General features: G+C 75.5%; 13 protein-coding genes. 3 read left to right on the top strand and 10 right to left on the bottom strand.

The annotated features are described in order from the left end of the window. Positions 1 to 58: 58 nt before the first annotated feature. The gene (gene pdxR, locus B124_RS25180) at positions 59 to 1,567 is read right to left on the bottom strand and encodes a MocR-like pyridoxine biosynthesis transcription factor PdxR (RefSeq protein ID WP_496505231.1); all 1,509 of its coding nucleotides are present in this window, start codon (positions 1,565 to 1,567) and stop codon (positions 59 to 61) included. A 46-nt stretch (positions 1,568 to 1,613) separates the two neighbouring features. On the opposite strand from pdxR, the gene B124_RS25175 reads away from it, so the two are divergent. After that, positions 1,614 to 2,093: a carboxymuconolactone decarboxylase family protein gene (locus B124_RS25175; protein ID WP_496505230.1), complete on the top strand. Its 480-nt coding sequence runs from the start codon at positions 1,614 to 1,616 to the stop codon at positions 2,091 to 2,093. Then, positions 2,090 to 2,860, top strand: coding sequence for an isocitrate lyase/PEP mutase family protein (locus tag B124_RS25170; RefSeq protein ID WP_496505229.1), 771 nt, complete (start codon positions 2,090 to 2,092; stop codon positions 2,858 to 2,860). Before B124_RS25175 ends, B124_RS25170 begins: the two co-directional genes overlap by 4 nt. Before the next feature lie 33 nt (positions 2,861 to 2,893). Here B124_RS25170 and B124_RS25165 read toward each other — a convergent pair whose 3' ends face one another. The 7 genes from B124_RS25165 to B124_RS25135 form a co-directional block, all read right to left on the bottom strand. Beyond that, positions 2,894 to 5,002 carry a serine/threonine kinase C-terminal domain-containing protein gene (locus B124_RS25165; protein WP_496505228.1) on the bottom strand — a complete coding sequence of 703 codons (2,109 nt, stop codon included), beginning with the start codon at positions 5,000 to 5,002 and terminating at the stop codon, positions 2,894 to 2,896. Between the two features lie 29 nt (positions 5,003 to 5,031). Continuing rightward, positions 5,032 to 6,006, bottom strand: coding sequence for a hypothetical protein (locus B124_RS25160; RefSeq protein WP_496505227.1), 975 nt, complete (start codon positions 6,004 to 6,006; stop codon positions 5,032 to 5,034). A gap of 16 nt (positions 6,007 to 6,022) precedes the next feature. Continuing rightward, positions 6,023 to 7,699, bottom strand: coding sequence for an AbeC-like domain-containing protein (locus tag B124_RS25155; protein WP_496505226.1), 1,677 nt, complete (start codon positions 7,697 to 7,699; stop codon positions 6,023 to 6,025). A 209-nt stretch (positions 7,700 to 7,908) separates the two neighbouring features. After that, positions 7,909 to 8,907: a malate dehydrogenase gene (locus B124_RS25150; protein WP_496505225.1), complete on the bottom strand. Its 999-nt coding sequence runs from the start codon at positions 8,905 to 8,907 to the stop codon at positions 7,909 to 7,911. 150 nt (positions 8,908 to 9,057) lie between these two features. Beyond that, positions 9,058 to 10,080, bottom strand: a complete 1,023-nt coding sequence (locus B124_RS25145) for a helix-turn-helix domain-containing protein (RefSeq protein ID WP_496505224.1) — start codon at positions 10,078 to 10,080, stop codon at positions 9,058 to 9,060. Positions 10,081 to 10,195: 115 nt separating this feature from the next. Beyond that, entirely contained in the window at positions 10,196 to 10,579 is a 384-nt protein-coding gene (locus tag B124_RS25140) for a DUF3017 domain-containing protein (RefSeq protein ID WP_496505223.1), read from the bottom strand. Then, positions 10,579 to 11,487: a bifunctional methylenetetrahydrofolate dehydrogenase/methenyltetrahydrofolate cyclohydrolase gene (locus B124_RS25135; RefSeq protein WP_496505222.1), complete on the bottom strand. Its 909-nt coding sequence runs from the start codon at positions 11,485 to 11,487 to the stop codon at positions 10,579 to 10,581. Before B124_RS25135 ends, B124_RS25140 begins: the two co-directional genes overlap by 1 nt. 111 nt (positions 11,488 to 11,598) lie before the next feature. Here B124_RS25135 and B124_RS25130 point away from each other — a divergent pair, with 111 nt between their 5' ends. Next, a complete protein-coding gene (locus B124_RS25130) occupies positions 11,599 to 12,177 on the top strand; it encodes a hypothetical protein (RefSeq protein ID WP_496505221.1) in 579 nt (192 codons plus the stop codon). Between the two features lie 102 nt (positions 12,178 to 12,279). Here the strand turns inward: B124_RS25130 and purH are convergent, their stop codons facing one another. Then, a complete protein-coding gene (purH, locus tag B124_RS25125; RefSeq protein WP_496505220.1) occupies positions 12,280 to 13,884 on the bottom strand; it encodes a bifunctional phosphoribosylaminoimidazolecarboxamide formyltransferase/IMP cyclohydrolase in 1,605 nt (534 codons plus the stop codon). Beyond that, positions 13,877 to 14,524: a phosphoribosylglycinamide formyltransferase gene (gene purN, locus B124_RS25120; protein WP_496505219.1), complete on the bottom strand. Its 648-nt coding sequence runs from the start codon at positions 14,522 to 14,524 to the stop codon at positions 13,877 to 13,879. Before purN ends, purH begins: the two co-directional genes overlap by 8 nt. Positions 14,525 to 14,848 lie beyond the last annotated feature (324 nt).

The following is a 14,848-nucleotide window of genomic DNA, read 5'->3' as shown; positions in this document are numbered from 1 at the left end:
GGGCGGGCGCATGAGGGGCGGGGGGCCGGTGCTCTCCGCCCGCGTGGCCCCGCACGCCTTACGTCTCCGCCGCCAGCACCCGGCACAGCGCCGCCAGCGCCCCCGGATACAGGTGGTCCGGCGGCATGCCGTACCCCACCACCAGCGCCTCCCCCTGCGCCCCCGCCGTCTCCCCCGCCGGGGCCGGTGCCGCGAAATCACCGCCCTCCTCCCACGCCGCGCTGCCGTACTCGTACGCACCCAGCCGGGCCACCGCAAGACCCTCCCGCGCAGCCCGCGCCAGCACCCGCCCCTCGGTCCCCGGCGGGAGCCGTACGACGGCGTGCAGGCCCGCCGCGATCCCGGTCACCGTCACCCGGGGCGCGCTCCGGGCCAGCTCGGCGACGAGGCGGTCGCGGCGGCGGCGGTAGCGCTGGCGGGCCGCGCGGACGTGCCGGTCGTAGCCGCCGGAGTCGAGGAACTCCGCGAGCGTGAGCTGATCCACCACCCCCGGCGGCGTACGGCTCAGCGCCTGCACCTCGTGCACCCCGCGCAACAGCCGCTCCGGCAGCACCATCCAGCCCAGTCGCAGCGCGGGCGACAGGCTCTTGCTGACCGTGCCCAGGTGCGCGACGTGCTCCGGGTCGAGCGACTGGAGCGCCCCCACCGGCTGCCGGTCGTAGCGGAACTCGCCGTCGTAGTCGTCCTCCAGCACCACCCCGCCCGTCGCCCGCGCCCAGTCGACGGCCGCCGCGCGCCGCTCCGGGGCGAGGGGGACGCCGATGGGGAACTGGTGCGCCGGGGTGAGGAGGACGGCACCCGCACCGGTCGCGGGCAGTGCGGCGGTGGCGATGCCCTCGTCGTCGTACGGCAGCGGCACCGTGCGCAGCCCGGCGTCGGCGAGGAGGCGGCGGTGCAGCCCAAGACCGTACGGCTCGACCGCGACCCGCCGGGCGCCCTCGCCCCGCAGCACCTCCGCCAGCAGCCGCAGCCCGCCGGTGAACCCGGCGCACACCACGATCCGCTCCGGCTCCGCGTACACCCCGCGTGCCCGCGCCAGATACCCGGCCAGCGCGCGCCGCAGCTCCACCCGCCCGCCGGGCCCCTGGTGCCCGAACGCCGCCGAAGGCGCCGCCGTCAGCGCCCGCCGCGCGGCGGCGGCCCACGCGGCGCGGGGGAAGCGGGCGGCGTCGGGGGCGCCGGGCAGGAGGTTGTAGGTCGCCGGGCGGTCGAGCGGGTGCGGCGGCGGCTCCGCCGCCGTGGCCCGCGCCCGCGACCGCGCCCGGCGCGGCTCGCTGCGGGCGGCGACGCGGGTGCCGGAGCCCTGCCGGGCGGTCAGCCAGCCCTCGGCGACCAGCTCGGCGTACGCGTCGGCGACCGTGTTGCGCGCCACGCCCAGGTCGGCGGCGAGCGCCCGGGACGACGGCAGCCGGGTGCCGGGCACCAGCCGGCCCGTGCGCACCGCGTCGCGCAGCGACCGGATCAGCGCGGCGCCGGCGCCGCGGGTGCCGGCGCGCACGTCGACGTGCAGGTCGAGGGAGCGGTGGAAGTCTCGCAGCACCGTTGAAGTGGCCCAGGAATCCGCCATGGAAATGGACCATATACCTGGGCTGCCGAGGTCTAGCGTGGGGAGCATGACACAGCGTCTCGATCTCTCCGCACTTCTGCCCGACGTCCACCGTGCCCTGGTCAGGATGGAGGTGGCGGCCAGGAAGGGCCTCGATCCGGTCGTCTTCGAGCTGGTGAAGCTCCGGGCCTCCCAGATCAACCACTGCGCGTACTGCATCGACATGCACTCCAAGGACGCGCGCGCGGCCGGCGAGACGGAGCAGCGGCTGTACCTGCTGAACGCCTGGGAGGAGGTGCCGCACCTGTACACGGAGAAGGAGCAGGCGGCGCTGGCGCTGACCGAGGCGGTGACGGTGCTGACGGACGGGTTCGTACCGGATGCGGTGTACGAGCGGGCGGCGCGGCACTTCGAGGAGCAGGAGCTGGCGCGGCTGATCGGGGTGCTGACGGTGATCAACGCGTGGAACCGGTGGTGCGTGACGAGCAGGGCGGAGGCCGGGCACTACCAGCCGGGTCAGTACGAGAAGCAGGGGGCGGACGCGTGACGGGCAACGGGAACGTGACCGGCGGGGGCGTGACCGGCGGGGGCGTGGCGGAGTTCCGGGCCCTGCACCACGGCAGACAGGCGTCCGACCCGCTGGTGCTGCCCGGCCCGTGGGACGCGGCGAGCGCCCGCGTCTTCGCCGACGCGGGCTTCCCGGCCCTGGCCACGCCGAGCGCGGGCATCGCGAAGGCCCTGGGCTACGGAGACGGTGAGGCCACGCCCGTGGACGAGATGTTCGCGGCGATCACCCGGATCGCCCGCGCCGTGGACGTGCCGGTCTCGGCGGACGTGGAGGCGGGGTACGGCCTGGCGCCGCGCGAACTTGTCGAACGGCTGCTGGCGGCGGGGGTGGTGGGCTGCAACCTGGAGGACACGGTGCACCCCGGCAAGACCCTGCGGGACGCGGCGGAACAGGCGGACTTCCTCGCGGAGGTACGGGCGGAGGCGGGCGACCGGCTGTTCCTCAACGCCCGCGTGGACACCTTCGTCCGCGGGGTGGCGGACCCGGCGGAGGCGGTGGCACGGGGCCGGCGGTACGCGGCGGCGGGCGCCGACGGCGTGTACCCGATCCTGGCGCCGCCGAAGCACCTGCGGCTGCTGGCGGACGAGATCGGCCTGCCGGTCAACGCCCTGGCGGTACCGGACGGCCCGGCGCCGAGCGAGCTGGGGAGGCAGGGGGCGAGCAGGATCACGTTCGGCGGCGGGTTGCTGGAGAGGACGCTGACGGGGGTACGGGAGCTGGCGAAGGAGCTGCGGGCGACGGGCTGAGGAGCGCGCGCCCGCCTCAGCCCGTCGCCGGCCTCAGCCCACGCCCGGCTCCGCGCAGTCGGCGTCCGTGCAGAACGACTCCGTCATCTCGTCGACGACCTCCCGCTGCCGCGGCCAGTCCGCCTCCGGGCCCGACACCAGCAGCGCGTACATCCTGCCGTCCCCGGTTTCCCGGTCGTGCAGCAGGACACGGCGCGGGCCGAGTTGCTCGTCGGTGTACGTGTAGTCGTACTCCGCGGCGTTGCCCAGATCCGCCAGGTCGTTGCGCCGGTAGCCTTCGGCGCTCTCCTTGGTGCGCTCGATTATCTGCACCGCCTCATACGGAGTGACCTGCTCGGTCACCTCGTAGACCTGGATGAACGCGCCTCCCGCGAGCGGCTCTTGGAAGAACACGGACACGCCGTCGGCGCGCCGCTGCCAGTCCTCGGGGACGGCGAGCGAGTAGCCGTCCTCGACGGCGAGGGTGTAGCCGGGCGGTACGGCGGGTTCCGAGGACGACGGTGACGGCGGCCCGGACGACGGGGAGCGGTCCTCCCCCGGGGACTCGGGCTTCGCCGCGGCGCTGCCCTGCGGCTTCGCCCTCTGCTCTCCGTCGTCGTCGCCGCCGAACAGCAGCCAGCCGCCGGCGGCGAGCCCGCTGGCGACGATCACGGCGAGCCCCACCACCGCCGCGACGACCCCGCGGCGCCGCGGCGGGCGCTCGGACTCGACGCCGAGTTCGAAGCCGGGGTACGGGGTGTAGGGGGCGGCGTAGTGGTCGTACGCGGCGCCGTGCCCCGGGCCGTGCGCCTGTCCGTGCGCCGCCGGGTAGGCGCGGCCCGGCGGCGGGGCGGCGGACTGCGTCGGCAGATCGGCCGCCGGAGCCACCGCCCCGGACCCGCGCTCCGCACCCGGGTCGAGTGCGGTGGCGGGAGGCGCGGGAGGCACCGCCCCCGGTCCTCCCGGCCAGTCGGCCGCGGTGGGCGGCGGGGCGGACGGCGGCGCGGCGGGCGGCGGCGGGGCGGGCGGCGGCGGGGCAGACGACGGAGCGGTGGACGTCGGTGCGGCGGCGCCGGACTCCGCCGGCCAGTCGGGTGCGGTCGGAGACGGCGAAGGGCCCGGGGCCGTCGACCAGTCGGGCGCCGTGGGGGGCGGTGGCCCGGCCGGCGCCGTGGGCGGCGGCGGCCCGGCGCCGGGGCCCGCCGACCCGCCGGGTGTGTCGAGGAGCGGCGGTGCCTCGGACCCGGCTTCCACGGCCCGGTCGGCTGCGGTTGCCGCGCCCCCGTCGGATCCGGTGTCCGCGGCCCGGTCGGCCTCCGCTTCCGCGTCCCAGCCGGTCCCCGCTTCCGCGGCCCGGTCGCGGCCGGCCGACGACCGCTCCCTGACCAGGTTCTCCCACCACTCCCGCGCCGGCGCGGCCTCCGTGGCCTCGTCAGCACCGGATCCCGCCGACCCCTCGTCCGCTTTCCCAGCCGTCGCGTCAGCGTGCTCGTCCGGCACGGCGTCGGTGACGCCGTCTACGGCGAGGTCACCCGGAGGCACGTCCACCGGACCGGGGACCTTGTCCTCCGGGGCCCGGTCCTCCGGCGGTAGAACCGCCGCGTCGGACACGAGGCCCGGAGTGCCGTCCGCCGGGGACGCGGCCGGGTCGTCAGCCGCGTCGCCTTCACCGGCACCGGCCTTGCGGTCCGCGGCTGCGGCGGGTCGGTCCGGACCCTGCTCGACCGGTGCGGCAGCGCGGACACCGGCCGTTCCGCCCGCGGCGGGCTGATCAACCGGCGGGTCCGCCGGGTCCCGAACGGGTTCGGCGCCCTCTTCATGCCCGGACCGGACCGCCGCCGTCGGAGCCCGGCCACCGGCCGGTTCGCCCGCGGTGTCCTCCGCCTCGTCCTCCACCGCGTCATCCGCCCCGTCCTCCGTGGGCTGCGGGGAAGCCGGGGCACCGGCAGAAGTGCCGTCTCCGGCCGGCTGGTTCCCCTCCTGCGCGGGCGCCTCGCCGGGTACGGCATCACGGATCCCGTTCTCCGCGGGACCGTCCGGCAACGGGGCCGGGGACGCGGGGGGTTCCGGCGGGGGCGGGGGTGTGGTCGGGGGCGGGGGGACCGCCGGTCCCCGCAGCCACTGCTGCGCATCCTCGTCCCAGTACGACCCGCCGCTGCCCATGTTCCTCTCCCTGTCCCCCCGCCCGGCTCTCAGCCGAGCAACCGGCCGATCGACTCCACCGCTGCCGCCGCGGCGGCGCTGCCCGTGGCGGCGATCTGGCCCAACTCCAGCCGGTCCCGAAGCCGTTCCAGCCGGGTACGGTCCCCGCGGCCGGCCCGCGCCTCGCTCTCCAACTCGATCAGCTCCTGCTCGTCGGCGACGGCCGTCTCCGAGGGCGGCTGCGCGAGCAAATCGGCGCGCAGCGCGCGGAGACTCGCCGCCAGTGCCTCGGCGTCCGCCGGCACGCAGAACCGTACCGAGGAGTCGACGGCCCGCGCCTGCGGCCCCTGGGCCGCGGCGCCGCCCGACATCGTGCCGATACTGATCCCTCCGGGCAAGGGCGGCGGCATCGCGGGAGGTGGAGCGCCCGGCGCCGACGGCGCTCCCGATGCCCCCGACGCCTCTGGGAACCCCGGCACATTCGCGTCCGGCGCCGTGGCCGGCCGGCGGCTGCGGTCCTCCGCACGGGCCCCCGGCCCCGCGGCCACCGCACCCCCGCTCAGGGCCCCGACCTGCACCCCGCCCGGCGCCCCGGCCCCGGGCGCCGGCTCCGCCGGCGCCGGAACGGCCGGTGGCACGGCCGGAGTTGCCGGGCCGGGCACCTCCGGCGCGCCCTGCGCGCCGCGCGTGCCGTGCGCGCCCCCGGCCCGTACCTCACCCGGCACCGCGGGCGGCCCGGCCGGCATCGGCGGCACCCCCGCCACCCCCGGCACCGACAGCTCCGGCGGCTCCCCCGGCACCGGCGGGACCGGCTCCGGCAGCCCCGGCGGCTCCCCCGAGACCGGCTCCGGCACTCCCGGCAGCGGCCCCGGTGCCACCGGATCCGGCCCACCGCACTCCCCGTCCCCTACGCCGCCCTCCGTGCCCCGCACCGCGCCCTCGTCCTCGCCCCGCACCGCCTCGTCGTCCCGCCCGCTCACGCCCAGCCCCCGCCTCTCCCGGCCGTCCTCCGCCGCACCGCTCACCACCCCGCCCCGCCCCTCACGACCCCGCGCCTCCTCCCCCGCCGCTCCGCCCCGAAGCCGTCGCCGTCGCCCCCTGGCCCGACGCCACCGCACCGCCGCTCATCGCGCCGATGTACACCCCGCCCTCGTTTACGTTGACGATGTACTGCTCGAACTCCCCGGTCTCGTACCCGCTCTCCCGCAGCGCCTCCGTCACCCCGCTCGCGATGCGGTCACGGACCGTCTTCACATACCGGCTCACGTCCATCTGCTGGAACAGCGAGACATCCGGCGTCGCCCCCAGCTCCCGCACCGACGCCGCCGGCCCCTCCCCCGGCAGCCGGGCCGCGTCGGACAGCCACGCGCGGAGCACCGACGCCAGGGCGTCGCCCATGGCGGCGACCGCCGCGATCGACGAGGTCGGCGCGGTCAGCAGCGCCCGGACGAGGGTCCGCGCGCCGCCGCTGCGGGCCGCGAGGCGGTCGACCTCGCGGAACTCCGGCCGGACCGGCGGCAGTACGTGCGGCACGACCTCCAGCACGAGCATCCCGCCCTGCGTGTGCACCCGCACCAGGATCGTCACCACGACCTGCTCCGACCACGCGCCGACCCGGATGCGCAGGAAGTAGCGGCGGGCCTCGCCGCCCTCGTCGACGGAACCGCCGACGTGCCGGTCGACGCTGGCGTCGTCGCGGTCGACGTCGGCACGCTGCGGGGGCGGCGGGAGGTAGACGAGGTGGGCGACCTCCAGGTCCTTCAGCCGGTCCCGGCTGCTGGCGGCGGTCGCCTGGCGCAGGGCGGCGAGCCGCGGCAGGATCAGCTCGACGACCCTGCGGCTGGTCAGTTGCTCGCCGGCGGGTCCGCCCGGGCGCCGCTTCAGTTCCACGGCCAGCGACCAGGGTTCGTGCGGGATGCCGTAGCCGACGAACGGGCGCTCGAAGTCGTAGACGGTCAGCCGCGAGTACTGCTCCTGGGCGACCGCCACGGCGGTTCCGTGGTACGCATCCGCCAGGTTGGGCGGGGCGGTCCCGGGGAACGCGGCGCGGGACAACTCGTCACGCGCGGTCTTCTCGACCCGGCTCCGGTGCGCCCACACCGGCCACACCAGCAGCAGCGGGAAGACCACCGCCGGCCACGTGCCCTCCGGGAGCATGCGGAGGGCGACGTACCAGTAGACGACCATCTGCAGATAGGCCACGATGCGCAGCACCAGCCGGACGCGCAGCCGCCAGAGCCACCGCCGCCCGGCGGCGTCGCGCCCGGTGGTGGTGACGGCGCGCGGGCCGGCGCCGAAGACGTCGAGCCCGCTGCGGCCCCCGACCACGGCCGCGATCCACAGCAGGACGTACGGTACGGCGTACGCGAGCGCCCACAGGCCCGTGAACATCCCGCTGTCGGTCAGCTTCGTGTCGACGAGGACGAACGCGGCCCAGACCACGAGCACCCACAACCCCGTCAGCGCCTCCCGGCCGCGGGCCCGCAGGGCGTGCGCCAGCACGGTGACGGCGTCGATGCCCAGCGACGGCGCGGCGGCGCGCTCCCCGTGCTCGACCAGCTCCTGCAGTATCCGGCGCCGGAACTCCGGGTCGAGGTAGGTCCCGGCGCACAGCAGCCGGGTGGCCTCGCTGTGCTGAGCCGCCGGGCTGCCGTTGGTCACCGGCGGCGCGGCGGGCCGCGGCACGGCCGCCGTCGAAAGATCGTCAGTTTGCGACAACTCGTCCCCCTGAGTCCGCTCTACTTGAGAACAGAGCGTAACTCTTCATGAGCCGAGCGTCACATGCGAATGTCGAGGAAGTGTCGATTCCGGTCACCCCGGCTGGTCGGACGGCCCGACTGTGGTACCGCGGTGCGCTGTCCCGCACACACCACCGCGGCGGGCCCTCCCCGAGGAGGACCCGCCGCGGCAGCAGGAATCGTGGATGCTCAGACCAGCCCGAGGGCGCGCACCGCCTCGCGCTCTTCGGCCAGTTCCTTCACGGAGGCGTCGATACGGGTCCGCGAGAACTCGTTGATCTCCAGCCCCTGCACGATCTCGTACGCACCGTCCGCGCAGGTCACCGGGTACGACGAGATCAGGCCCCCGGGCACGCCGTACGAACCGTCCGACGGGATGCCCATGGACACCCAGTCGCCCTGCGCGGTGCCGTTGACCCACGAGTACACGTGGTCCACCGCGGCGTTGGCCGCCGACGCCGCCGACGAGGCGCCGCGCGCCTCGATGATGGCCGCGCCGCGCTTGGCGACGGTCGGGATGAACTCGTCGGCCAGCCACTTCTCGTCGTTCACGACCTCGGCGGCGTTCTTCCCGGCGATCTCGGCGTGGAAGACGTCCGGGTACTGGGTCGCCGAGTGGTTGCCCCAGATGGTGAGCTTCTTGATGTCGCCGACCGCGGCGCCCGTCTTCTTCGCGAGCTGCGACAGCGCGCGGTTGTGGTCGAGGCGGGTCATCGCGGTGAACCGCTCGGCCGGCACGTCCGGCGCGGCGGCGCGGGCGATGAGCGCGTTGGTGTTGGCGGGGTTGCCGACGACCAGGACCTTGATGTCGTCCGCGGCGTGGTCGTTGATGGCCTTGCCCTGCGGCTTGAAGATGCCGCCGTTGGCCTCCAGCAGGTCGCCGCGCTCCATGCCCTTGGTGCGCGGGCGGGCGCCGACGAGCAGCGCGGCGTTGGCGCCGTCGAAGGCGACGTTCGGGTCGTCGCTGATGTCGATGCCGCGCAGCAGCGGGAACGCGCAGTCGTCGAGTTCCATCGCGGTGCCCTCGGCGGCGCCGAGGGCCGGGGTGATCTCCAGCAGCCGCAGCTTGACCGGTACGTCCGGGCCGAGGAGCTGGCCGGAGGCGATGCGGAAGAGCAGCGCGTAGCCGATCTGCCCGGCCGCGCCGGTGACGGTGACGGTGACGGGGCTGTCGGGAGTGCGGGTCATGGTGATCTCTCCGATGAGGGGGCGCGACGTACGGGCTGGCGGGGCCCGGGCGGCCAAGGGCAGCCGTGCCCCCGGGGGTCAATCTATCCGACTGGCACGGAGTGCCGGAGGGCGGCCGGTGTGGGCCAGGTCATGGCGGGGCCTGCCGGGTTACGGCGGCAGCGTGCCCTTGGTGCAGGCCGCCGTGCCGTCGGGCAGCGCCGCGCAGGCCCGTACCGCGTCCAGGTCCTCCGCGACGACCATCGCCGTGTAGCCCTCGCTGGTGCCGGCCGACGAGTCCTCGCGGACGGGTTTCCCGCCCGGGGGTTCGGCGAGGGCGGTCACGGTCGAGCCGGGCTCCGCGGCGGTGATACGGGCCCACGCCGCCTTGCAGGGCTCGCTGTAGCGGATCTCCAGGAGCATGTCGCCGATGGTCGTGTCCGTGGTCGTACGGGCGAAGTCGCCGCCGCAGCCCATCTCGTCGGGGTCCTTGCCCGTGCAGTCGGCGCCCTGGCACTCCACGCCCTCGGGCAGTTCCCCTGACGCGGACGGCGCGTCGGAGCCGGAGCCGGAGCCGGAGCCGGGGTCGGAGCCGGGGTCGGAAGCGGACGCCGAGCCGGCCGGGCCCGAACCGGACGACCGGCCGTCGCGCTGCCCCTGCTGCTTCTCGGCGCCGGGGTCGGCGATCAGGCCGTGGCCGACGTAGACGGCGCCGGCACCGCTGCCCGTGAGGAGCAGCGTGACGAGGCCGGCGAGGAGCGCACGGCGCAGCGGCCGGCTCTTCCGCGGGGGCGCGGGCGGGTCGGCGGGGATTCCGGAGGCGGGCGCAGCGGGGGTACGGGGGCCCGGCTCCGGCGCGGGGGCGTCGTCCGGGCCCGGCTCCGCCGCCCGCAGGGCCTGCAGCGCCGCCTCGTTCCGCCGCTCCGCCCGGCTCCAGGCGCGGTCCGCCGCGCCCCACTCGACCATGAGCCGCTCCTGCCGCGCCCCGGTCACCTCCGCGAACGCGGCCACCGACTCCCACGGCGGCATCAGCCGCCCGCCCAGGTAGCGTTCCCACGACGACCTGCTGTACCCGGTGCGGTCCGCGACCTCCGAGACGGTCAGCCCGCTGCGGTCGACCAGGCGGCGCAGGTGGGCGGCGAAGTCCCGTATCTGCGGGTCGAGTTCCTCCGGCAGCTCCTTCCAGCCAGGCATCGCTACCCCCTTGTTCCCCCTTGGTCCCCGTGCCGCGCTCCCGCTCCAGCATCGCATCTGCCAGGGCGGACGTGGAGATCCCGGGTACGCACCGGCCCCCCGCGGGACCCGCCCGTCACCGTACGGAGAAGTGGACCGCGTCCTCCACGAACGGCAAGTCGAGCCACGGGCCCGGCATCGCGACGAGGGCCAGCAGCACGATCGCCAGACCCAGCACCGCGAACGTCACGATGTCGGTGAACCGGGACCGCACCGCCAGCATGCCCACCTCCGGCACCACGCAGCGCAGCACGCCGCCGACGAGCAGCGCCCCGCCGACGACCAGCGTGCCCTCGCGGAACGGGCCCGCCGCCACCGTGATGAGCCCGGCCGCCGCTATCGCCAGTACCACCAGCACCGGCCACTGCCGCACCGGCGGCGGGGCCTGGCCGGACGCCGCCCGGCCGCCGCCCTCGGGGCGTACGGTGCCGCGGGTCGGGAACGCCGTGCGGCGGGCCATCACGGCGCCGCCGGCGCGGCCGTGCCCGTCCCGGACGTCCCGGCGGCGCCGTTCGCCCCGGTCCCGGCCTCCGCCGCCTCCACCACGTTGACCAGCAGCATCGCCCGCGTCATCGGCCCCACACCGCCCGGGTTCGGCGACAGCCAGCCCGCCACGTCCGCGACGCCCGGGTGCACGTCCCCGACGATCTTGCCGTGCTCGTCGCGGCTCACGCCGACGTCGAGGACGGCCGCGCCCGGCCGCACGTCCGCCGGCTTGATCAGGTGCGGCGAGCCGGCGGCGGCCACGACGATGTCGGCCTGCCGCAGCTGCCCGGCCAGGTCCCGGGTGCCGGTGTGGCACTGGGTGACGGTGGAGTTCTCGGACTTGCGGGTCAGCATCAGCGGCAGCGACCGCCCGATGGTCACGCCGCGCCCGACCACCACGACGTGCGCCCCGTTCAGCTCGACCCCGTACCGGCGCAGCAGCCGGATGCAGCCGTTGGGGGTGCAGGGCAGCGGCGCGGGCTCGTTCAGCACCAGCCTGCCGAGGTTCACGGGGTGCAGCCCGTCGGCGTCCTTGGCCGGGTCGATCAGCTCCAGCACCCGGTTCTCGTCGATGTCGCGGGGCAGCGGCAGTTGCACGATGTAGCCGGTGCAGGCCGGGTCCTCGTTCAGCTCGCGGACGACCGCCTCGATCTGCTCCTGCGTGGCCGTCGCGGGCAGCTCGCGCTGGATCGAGGCGATGCCGATCTCGGCGCAGTCGCGGTGCTTGCCCGCGACGTACTTCTGGCTGCCCGGGTCGTCGCCGACCAGGAGGGTACCGAGGCCGGGCGTGACACCCCGGCCCTTGAGCGCCTGCACGCGCGTGGCAAGCTCGGACTTGATAGCGGCCGCGGTGGCCCTGCCGTCGAGAATCTGGGCGGTCATGGGCCCATCCTCCCCGATGCTGCGGGTAACAGACCAATCAGCCGGTCTGGACAGCCGTCCTCGGGCCAGGTCAGTGTGTCAGTGACGTCCCAAACGCGGAAGAAGGGCACCGTGAGCCTCCCCGACCAGAACAACCCCTACGGCGGGCCGAAGGGCCAGCAGCAGGCACCGCAGCAGCCTGCCCCGCAGCAACAGCCTTACGGCTACCCGCAGTACCCCGCCGCCGGCCAGCCGTATCCGGCGTACCCGGGCGGCCCCGACCCGTACGGCGCCGTCGGCTTCCCGACGAGCATCCCGGGCAAGACGACCGCCGCCCGCGTCATGATGTTCATCTCGGCCGGGCTGCAGACCCTCTTCTCCGCCCTGCTGCTCCTCGCCGTCGCGGTGGCCACGGACGACTTCCTGGACGGCTTCGAGGAGGGCTCGGGCTACGAGGTCTCCGCGGCGGTCATGGCCGTCATCTTCGCCGTCTTCCTGGTGCACGGGCTCCTGGGCATCTTCCTCGCCTCGCTGTTCGGCAAGGGCGCGGGCGGCGTGCGCGCCGGGAGCATCGTGTGGCTGAGCTTCCTCATCCTCTTCGGCGTGCTGTCGATCCCGCTGGGCCTCATCTGGGTCGTGCTCGGCATCATCTCGATCGTGATGCTCGCCAACGGCGACTCCGGGCGCTGGTTCTCCCGCCCCAGGGCGTGACGCCGGATACGGATACGGAAGGAGCCCCGCCGGTGCCGGCGGGGCTCCTTCGGTCTGCGCTTCGGTCTGCGCGGGCAGCTCTCGCGAGAGAGCGGCGGGAGATCAGTGGTAGAAGTGCCGTGCGCCCGTGAGGTACATGGTCACGCCCGCCTGCTGCGCGGCCTCGATCACCTGCTCGTCGCGGATCGACCCGCCCGGCTGCACCACGGCCCGTACCCCCGCGTCGAGCAGCACCTGAAGGCCGTCGGGGAACGGGAAGAAGGCGTCCGAGGCGGCGTACGCCCCGGTCGCGCGCTCCGCGCCCGCGCGCTGCACGGCGAGCTTCGCGGAGTCGACGCGGTTGACCTGGCCCATGCCGACGCCGACGGTGGCGCCGTCCTTCGCCAGCAGGATCGCGTTGGACTTCACCGCGCGGCACGCCCGCCAGGCGAACGCCAGGTCCGCCAGGCCCGCCGCGTCCAGCGCCGCGCCCGCGGCGAGCGTCCAGTGGGCCGGGTCGTCGCCGGCGGCCTGGAACACGTCTGCCTCCTGCACCAGCAGCCCGCCCTCGACCGGCCGGAGCTCCCGCGCCCGCCGCGGCGCGCCGCCGCTGCGCAGGATGCGGATGTTCTTCTTGCGCGTCAGCGCCTCCAGCGCCCCGTCCTCGTACGCCGGCGCCACGATGACCTCGGTGAAGATCTCCGCGACCTGCTCCGCCAGCTCCTTGGACACCGGCCGGTTGACGGCGATCACGCCGCCGTACGCGGACACGGGGTCGCAGGCGTGTGCCTTGCGGTGCGCCTCGGCGACGTCGTCGCCGACGGCGATGCCGCAGGGGTTCGCGTGCTTGATGATGGCGACGCAGGGGCCCTCGTGGTCGTACGCGGCACGGCGGGCGGCCTCGGTGTCGACGTAGTTGTTGTACGACATCTCCTTGCCGTGCACCTGCTCGGCGCCGGGCAGGCCGGTGCCGGAGCCGTCGGTGTAGAGGGCGGCGCCCTGGTGCGGGTTCTCGCCGTAGCGCAGGGGGTTCAGGCGGGTGTACGCGGCGCCGACGAAGTCCTGCGGACCGTCGTCGGCGGGCGCACTGTATCCATCAGCGGCTCCGCCGCGGGCTGCGGCGAACCAGTTGGCCACCGCCACGTCGTACGCCGCCGTGTGCTGGAACGCCTCCGCCGCGAGCCGCTTGCGCTGCGCCAGGTCGAAGCCGCCGTCGGCGACGGCCCCCAGCACCTCGTCGTAGCGTGCGGGGTTGACGACGACGGCGACCGACGGGTGGTTCTTCGCCGCGCCCCGGACCATCGAAGGACCGCCGATGTCGATCTGCTCCACGCACTCGTCGGGCGAGGCGCCGGAGGCGACGGTCTCGGCGAACGGGTAGAGGTTGCTGACCAGCAGCTCGAACGGCTCGACGGCCAGCTCCTCAAGCTGGCGCCGGTGGCCGTCCAGGCGCAGGTCGGCGAGGAGGCCGGCGTGCACCCGCGGGTGCAGCGTCTTCACCCGGCCGTCCAGGCACTCGGGGAAGCCGGTCAGCTCCTCGACCTTCGTCACCGGCACCCCCGCCGCGGCGATGCGCGCGGCCGTCGAGCCGGTGGAGACGAGTGCGACGCCGGCCTCGTGCAGCCCGCGGGCCAGCTCCTCCAGACCGGTCTTGTCGTAGACGCTGATCAGTGCGCGGCGCACCGGCCGCCTGGTGTCATCGGCGGACGCGGACCCTGAATTACTCACCGAACCGAACCTTTCGATCCTCGACGCGGTACCCGTCCCGGGCCAGCCGGCCCACGACCTCGACGAGCAGCCTGCGCTCGACTGCCTTGATGCGTTCGTGCAGCGCCTCGCCCCCGTCCCGGTGGTCCTCCTCGCGGACCTCGACCGCGCCCTGCGCGATGATCGGGCCGGTGTCGACGCCTTCGTCGACGAAGTGGACGGTGCACCCGGTGATCTTGACGCCGTGCGCGAGCGCGTCGCGTACGGCGTGGGCGCCGGGGAAGCTGGGGAGCAGCGCGGGGTGGGTGTTGACGATCCGGCCGCCGAAGCGGGCCAGGAACTCCTTCCCCACGATCTTCATGAACCCGGCCGAGACCACGAGGTCCGGCTCGTACGCGGCGGTGGCCTCGGTCAGCGCCCGGTCCCACTCGGCGCGGGTGGCGAAGTCCGGGACCCGGCAGACGAACGTCGGCAGCCCGGCGCGCTCCGCGCGCCGCAGTCCGGCGGCGCCGGCCTCGGCGGTGCGGTCGGCGCCGACCGCGACGACCTCGGCGCCGTAGGCGTCCGCCCCCTGCTCGGCGACGGCGTCGAGCAGGGCCTGCAGGTTCGTACCGGAGCCGGAGACGAGCACGACGAGGCGGGCGGGCGCATGCGGAACCACGGGGGATCTCTCTTCGGCGGGCGATTGTGTGTCCGTACGGGCCGCGAGATCCTGGGGTGCCAGGGGTCCCGGGAGGGGCGGCGGACGTCTGCCACCATACCGGGCGTCCCCTGGCGGGGCCGCGCCAGGCCGGGCGGGGTAGCGTCTCCGGTAGCAGTTATGCGCGCCCGCGTACGCGCTCCGGCCGCGCGGGCCTGACGACCTGAGGAGACGACGCCGTCCAGATGCAGCCGGACCGACGCCGCAGCGCGGCCCTCCGACGCCCCGTCCCCGCATCGGCCGGGGGCCCCTCGCAGTCCCGCGGGTGGTCTGGCGCCCCCCGGG

This window comes from Streptomyces sp. CNP082 (assembly GCF_059570535.1).
The sequence above is the reverse complement of the archived record's forward strand: the minus strand, read 5'-3'. Positions and strand labels throughout refer to the sequence as shown.

Excerpts from the sequence above, each read along its gene's own strand:
- pdxR (WP_496505231.1), bottom strand. The coding sequence starts at position 1,567 with ATGGCGGATTCCTGGGCCACTTCAACGGTGCTGCGAGACTTCCACCGC.
- B124_RS25175 (WP_496505230.1), top strand. The coding sequence starts at position 1,614 with ATGACACAGCGTCTCGATCTCTCCGCACTTCTGCCCGACGTCCACCGT.
- B124_RS25165 (WP_496505228.1), bottom strand. The coding sequence starts at position 5,002 with ATGGGCAGCGGCGGGTCGTACTGGGACGAGGATGCGCAGCAGTGGCTG.
- B124_RS25150 (WP_496505225.1), bottom strand. The coding sequence starts at position 8,907 with ATGACCCGCACTCCCGACAGCCCCGTCACCGTCACCGTCACCGGCGCG.
- B124_RS25145 (WP_496505224.1), bottom strand. The coding sequence starts at position 10,080 with ATGCCTGGCTGGAAGGAGCTGCCGGAGGAACTCGACCCGCAGATACGG.
- B124_RS25140 (WP_496505223.1), bottom strand. The coding sequence starts at position 10,579 with ATGGCCCGCCGCACGGCGTTCCCGACCCGCGGCACCGTACGCCCCGAG.
- B124_RS25135 (WP_496505222.1), bottom strand. The coding sequence starts at position 11,487 with ATGACCGCCCAGATTCTCGACGGCAGGGCCACCGCGGCCGCTATCAAG.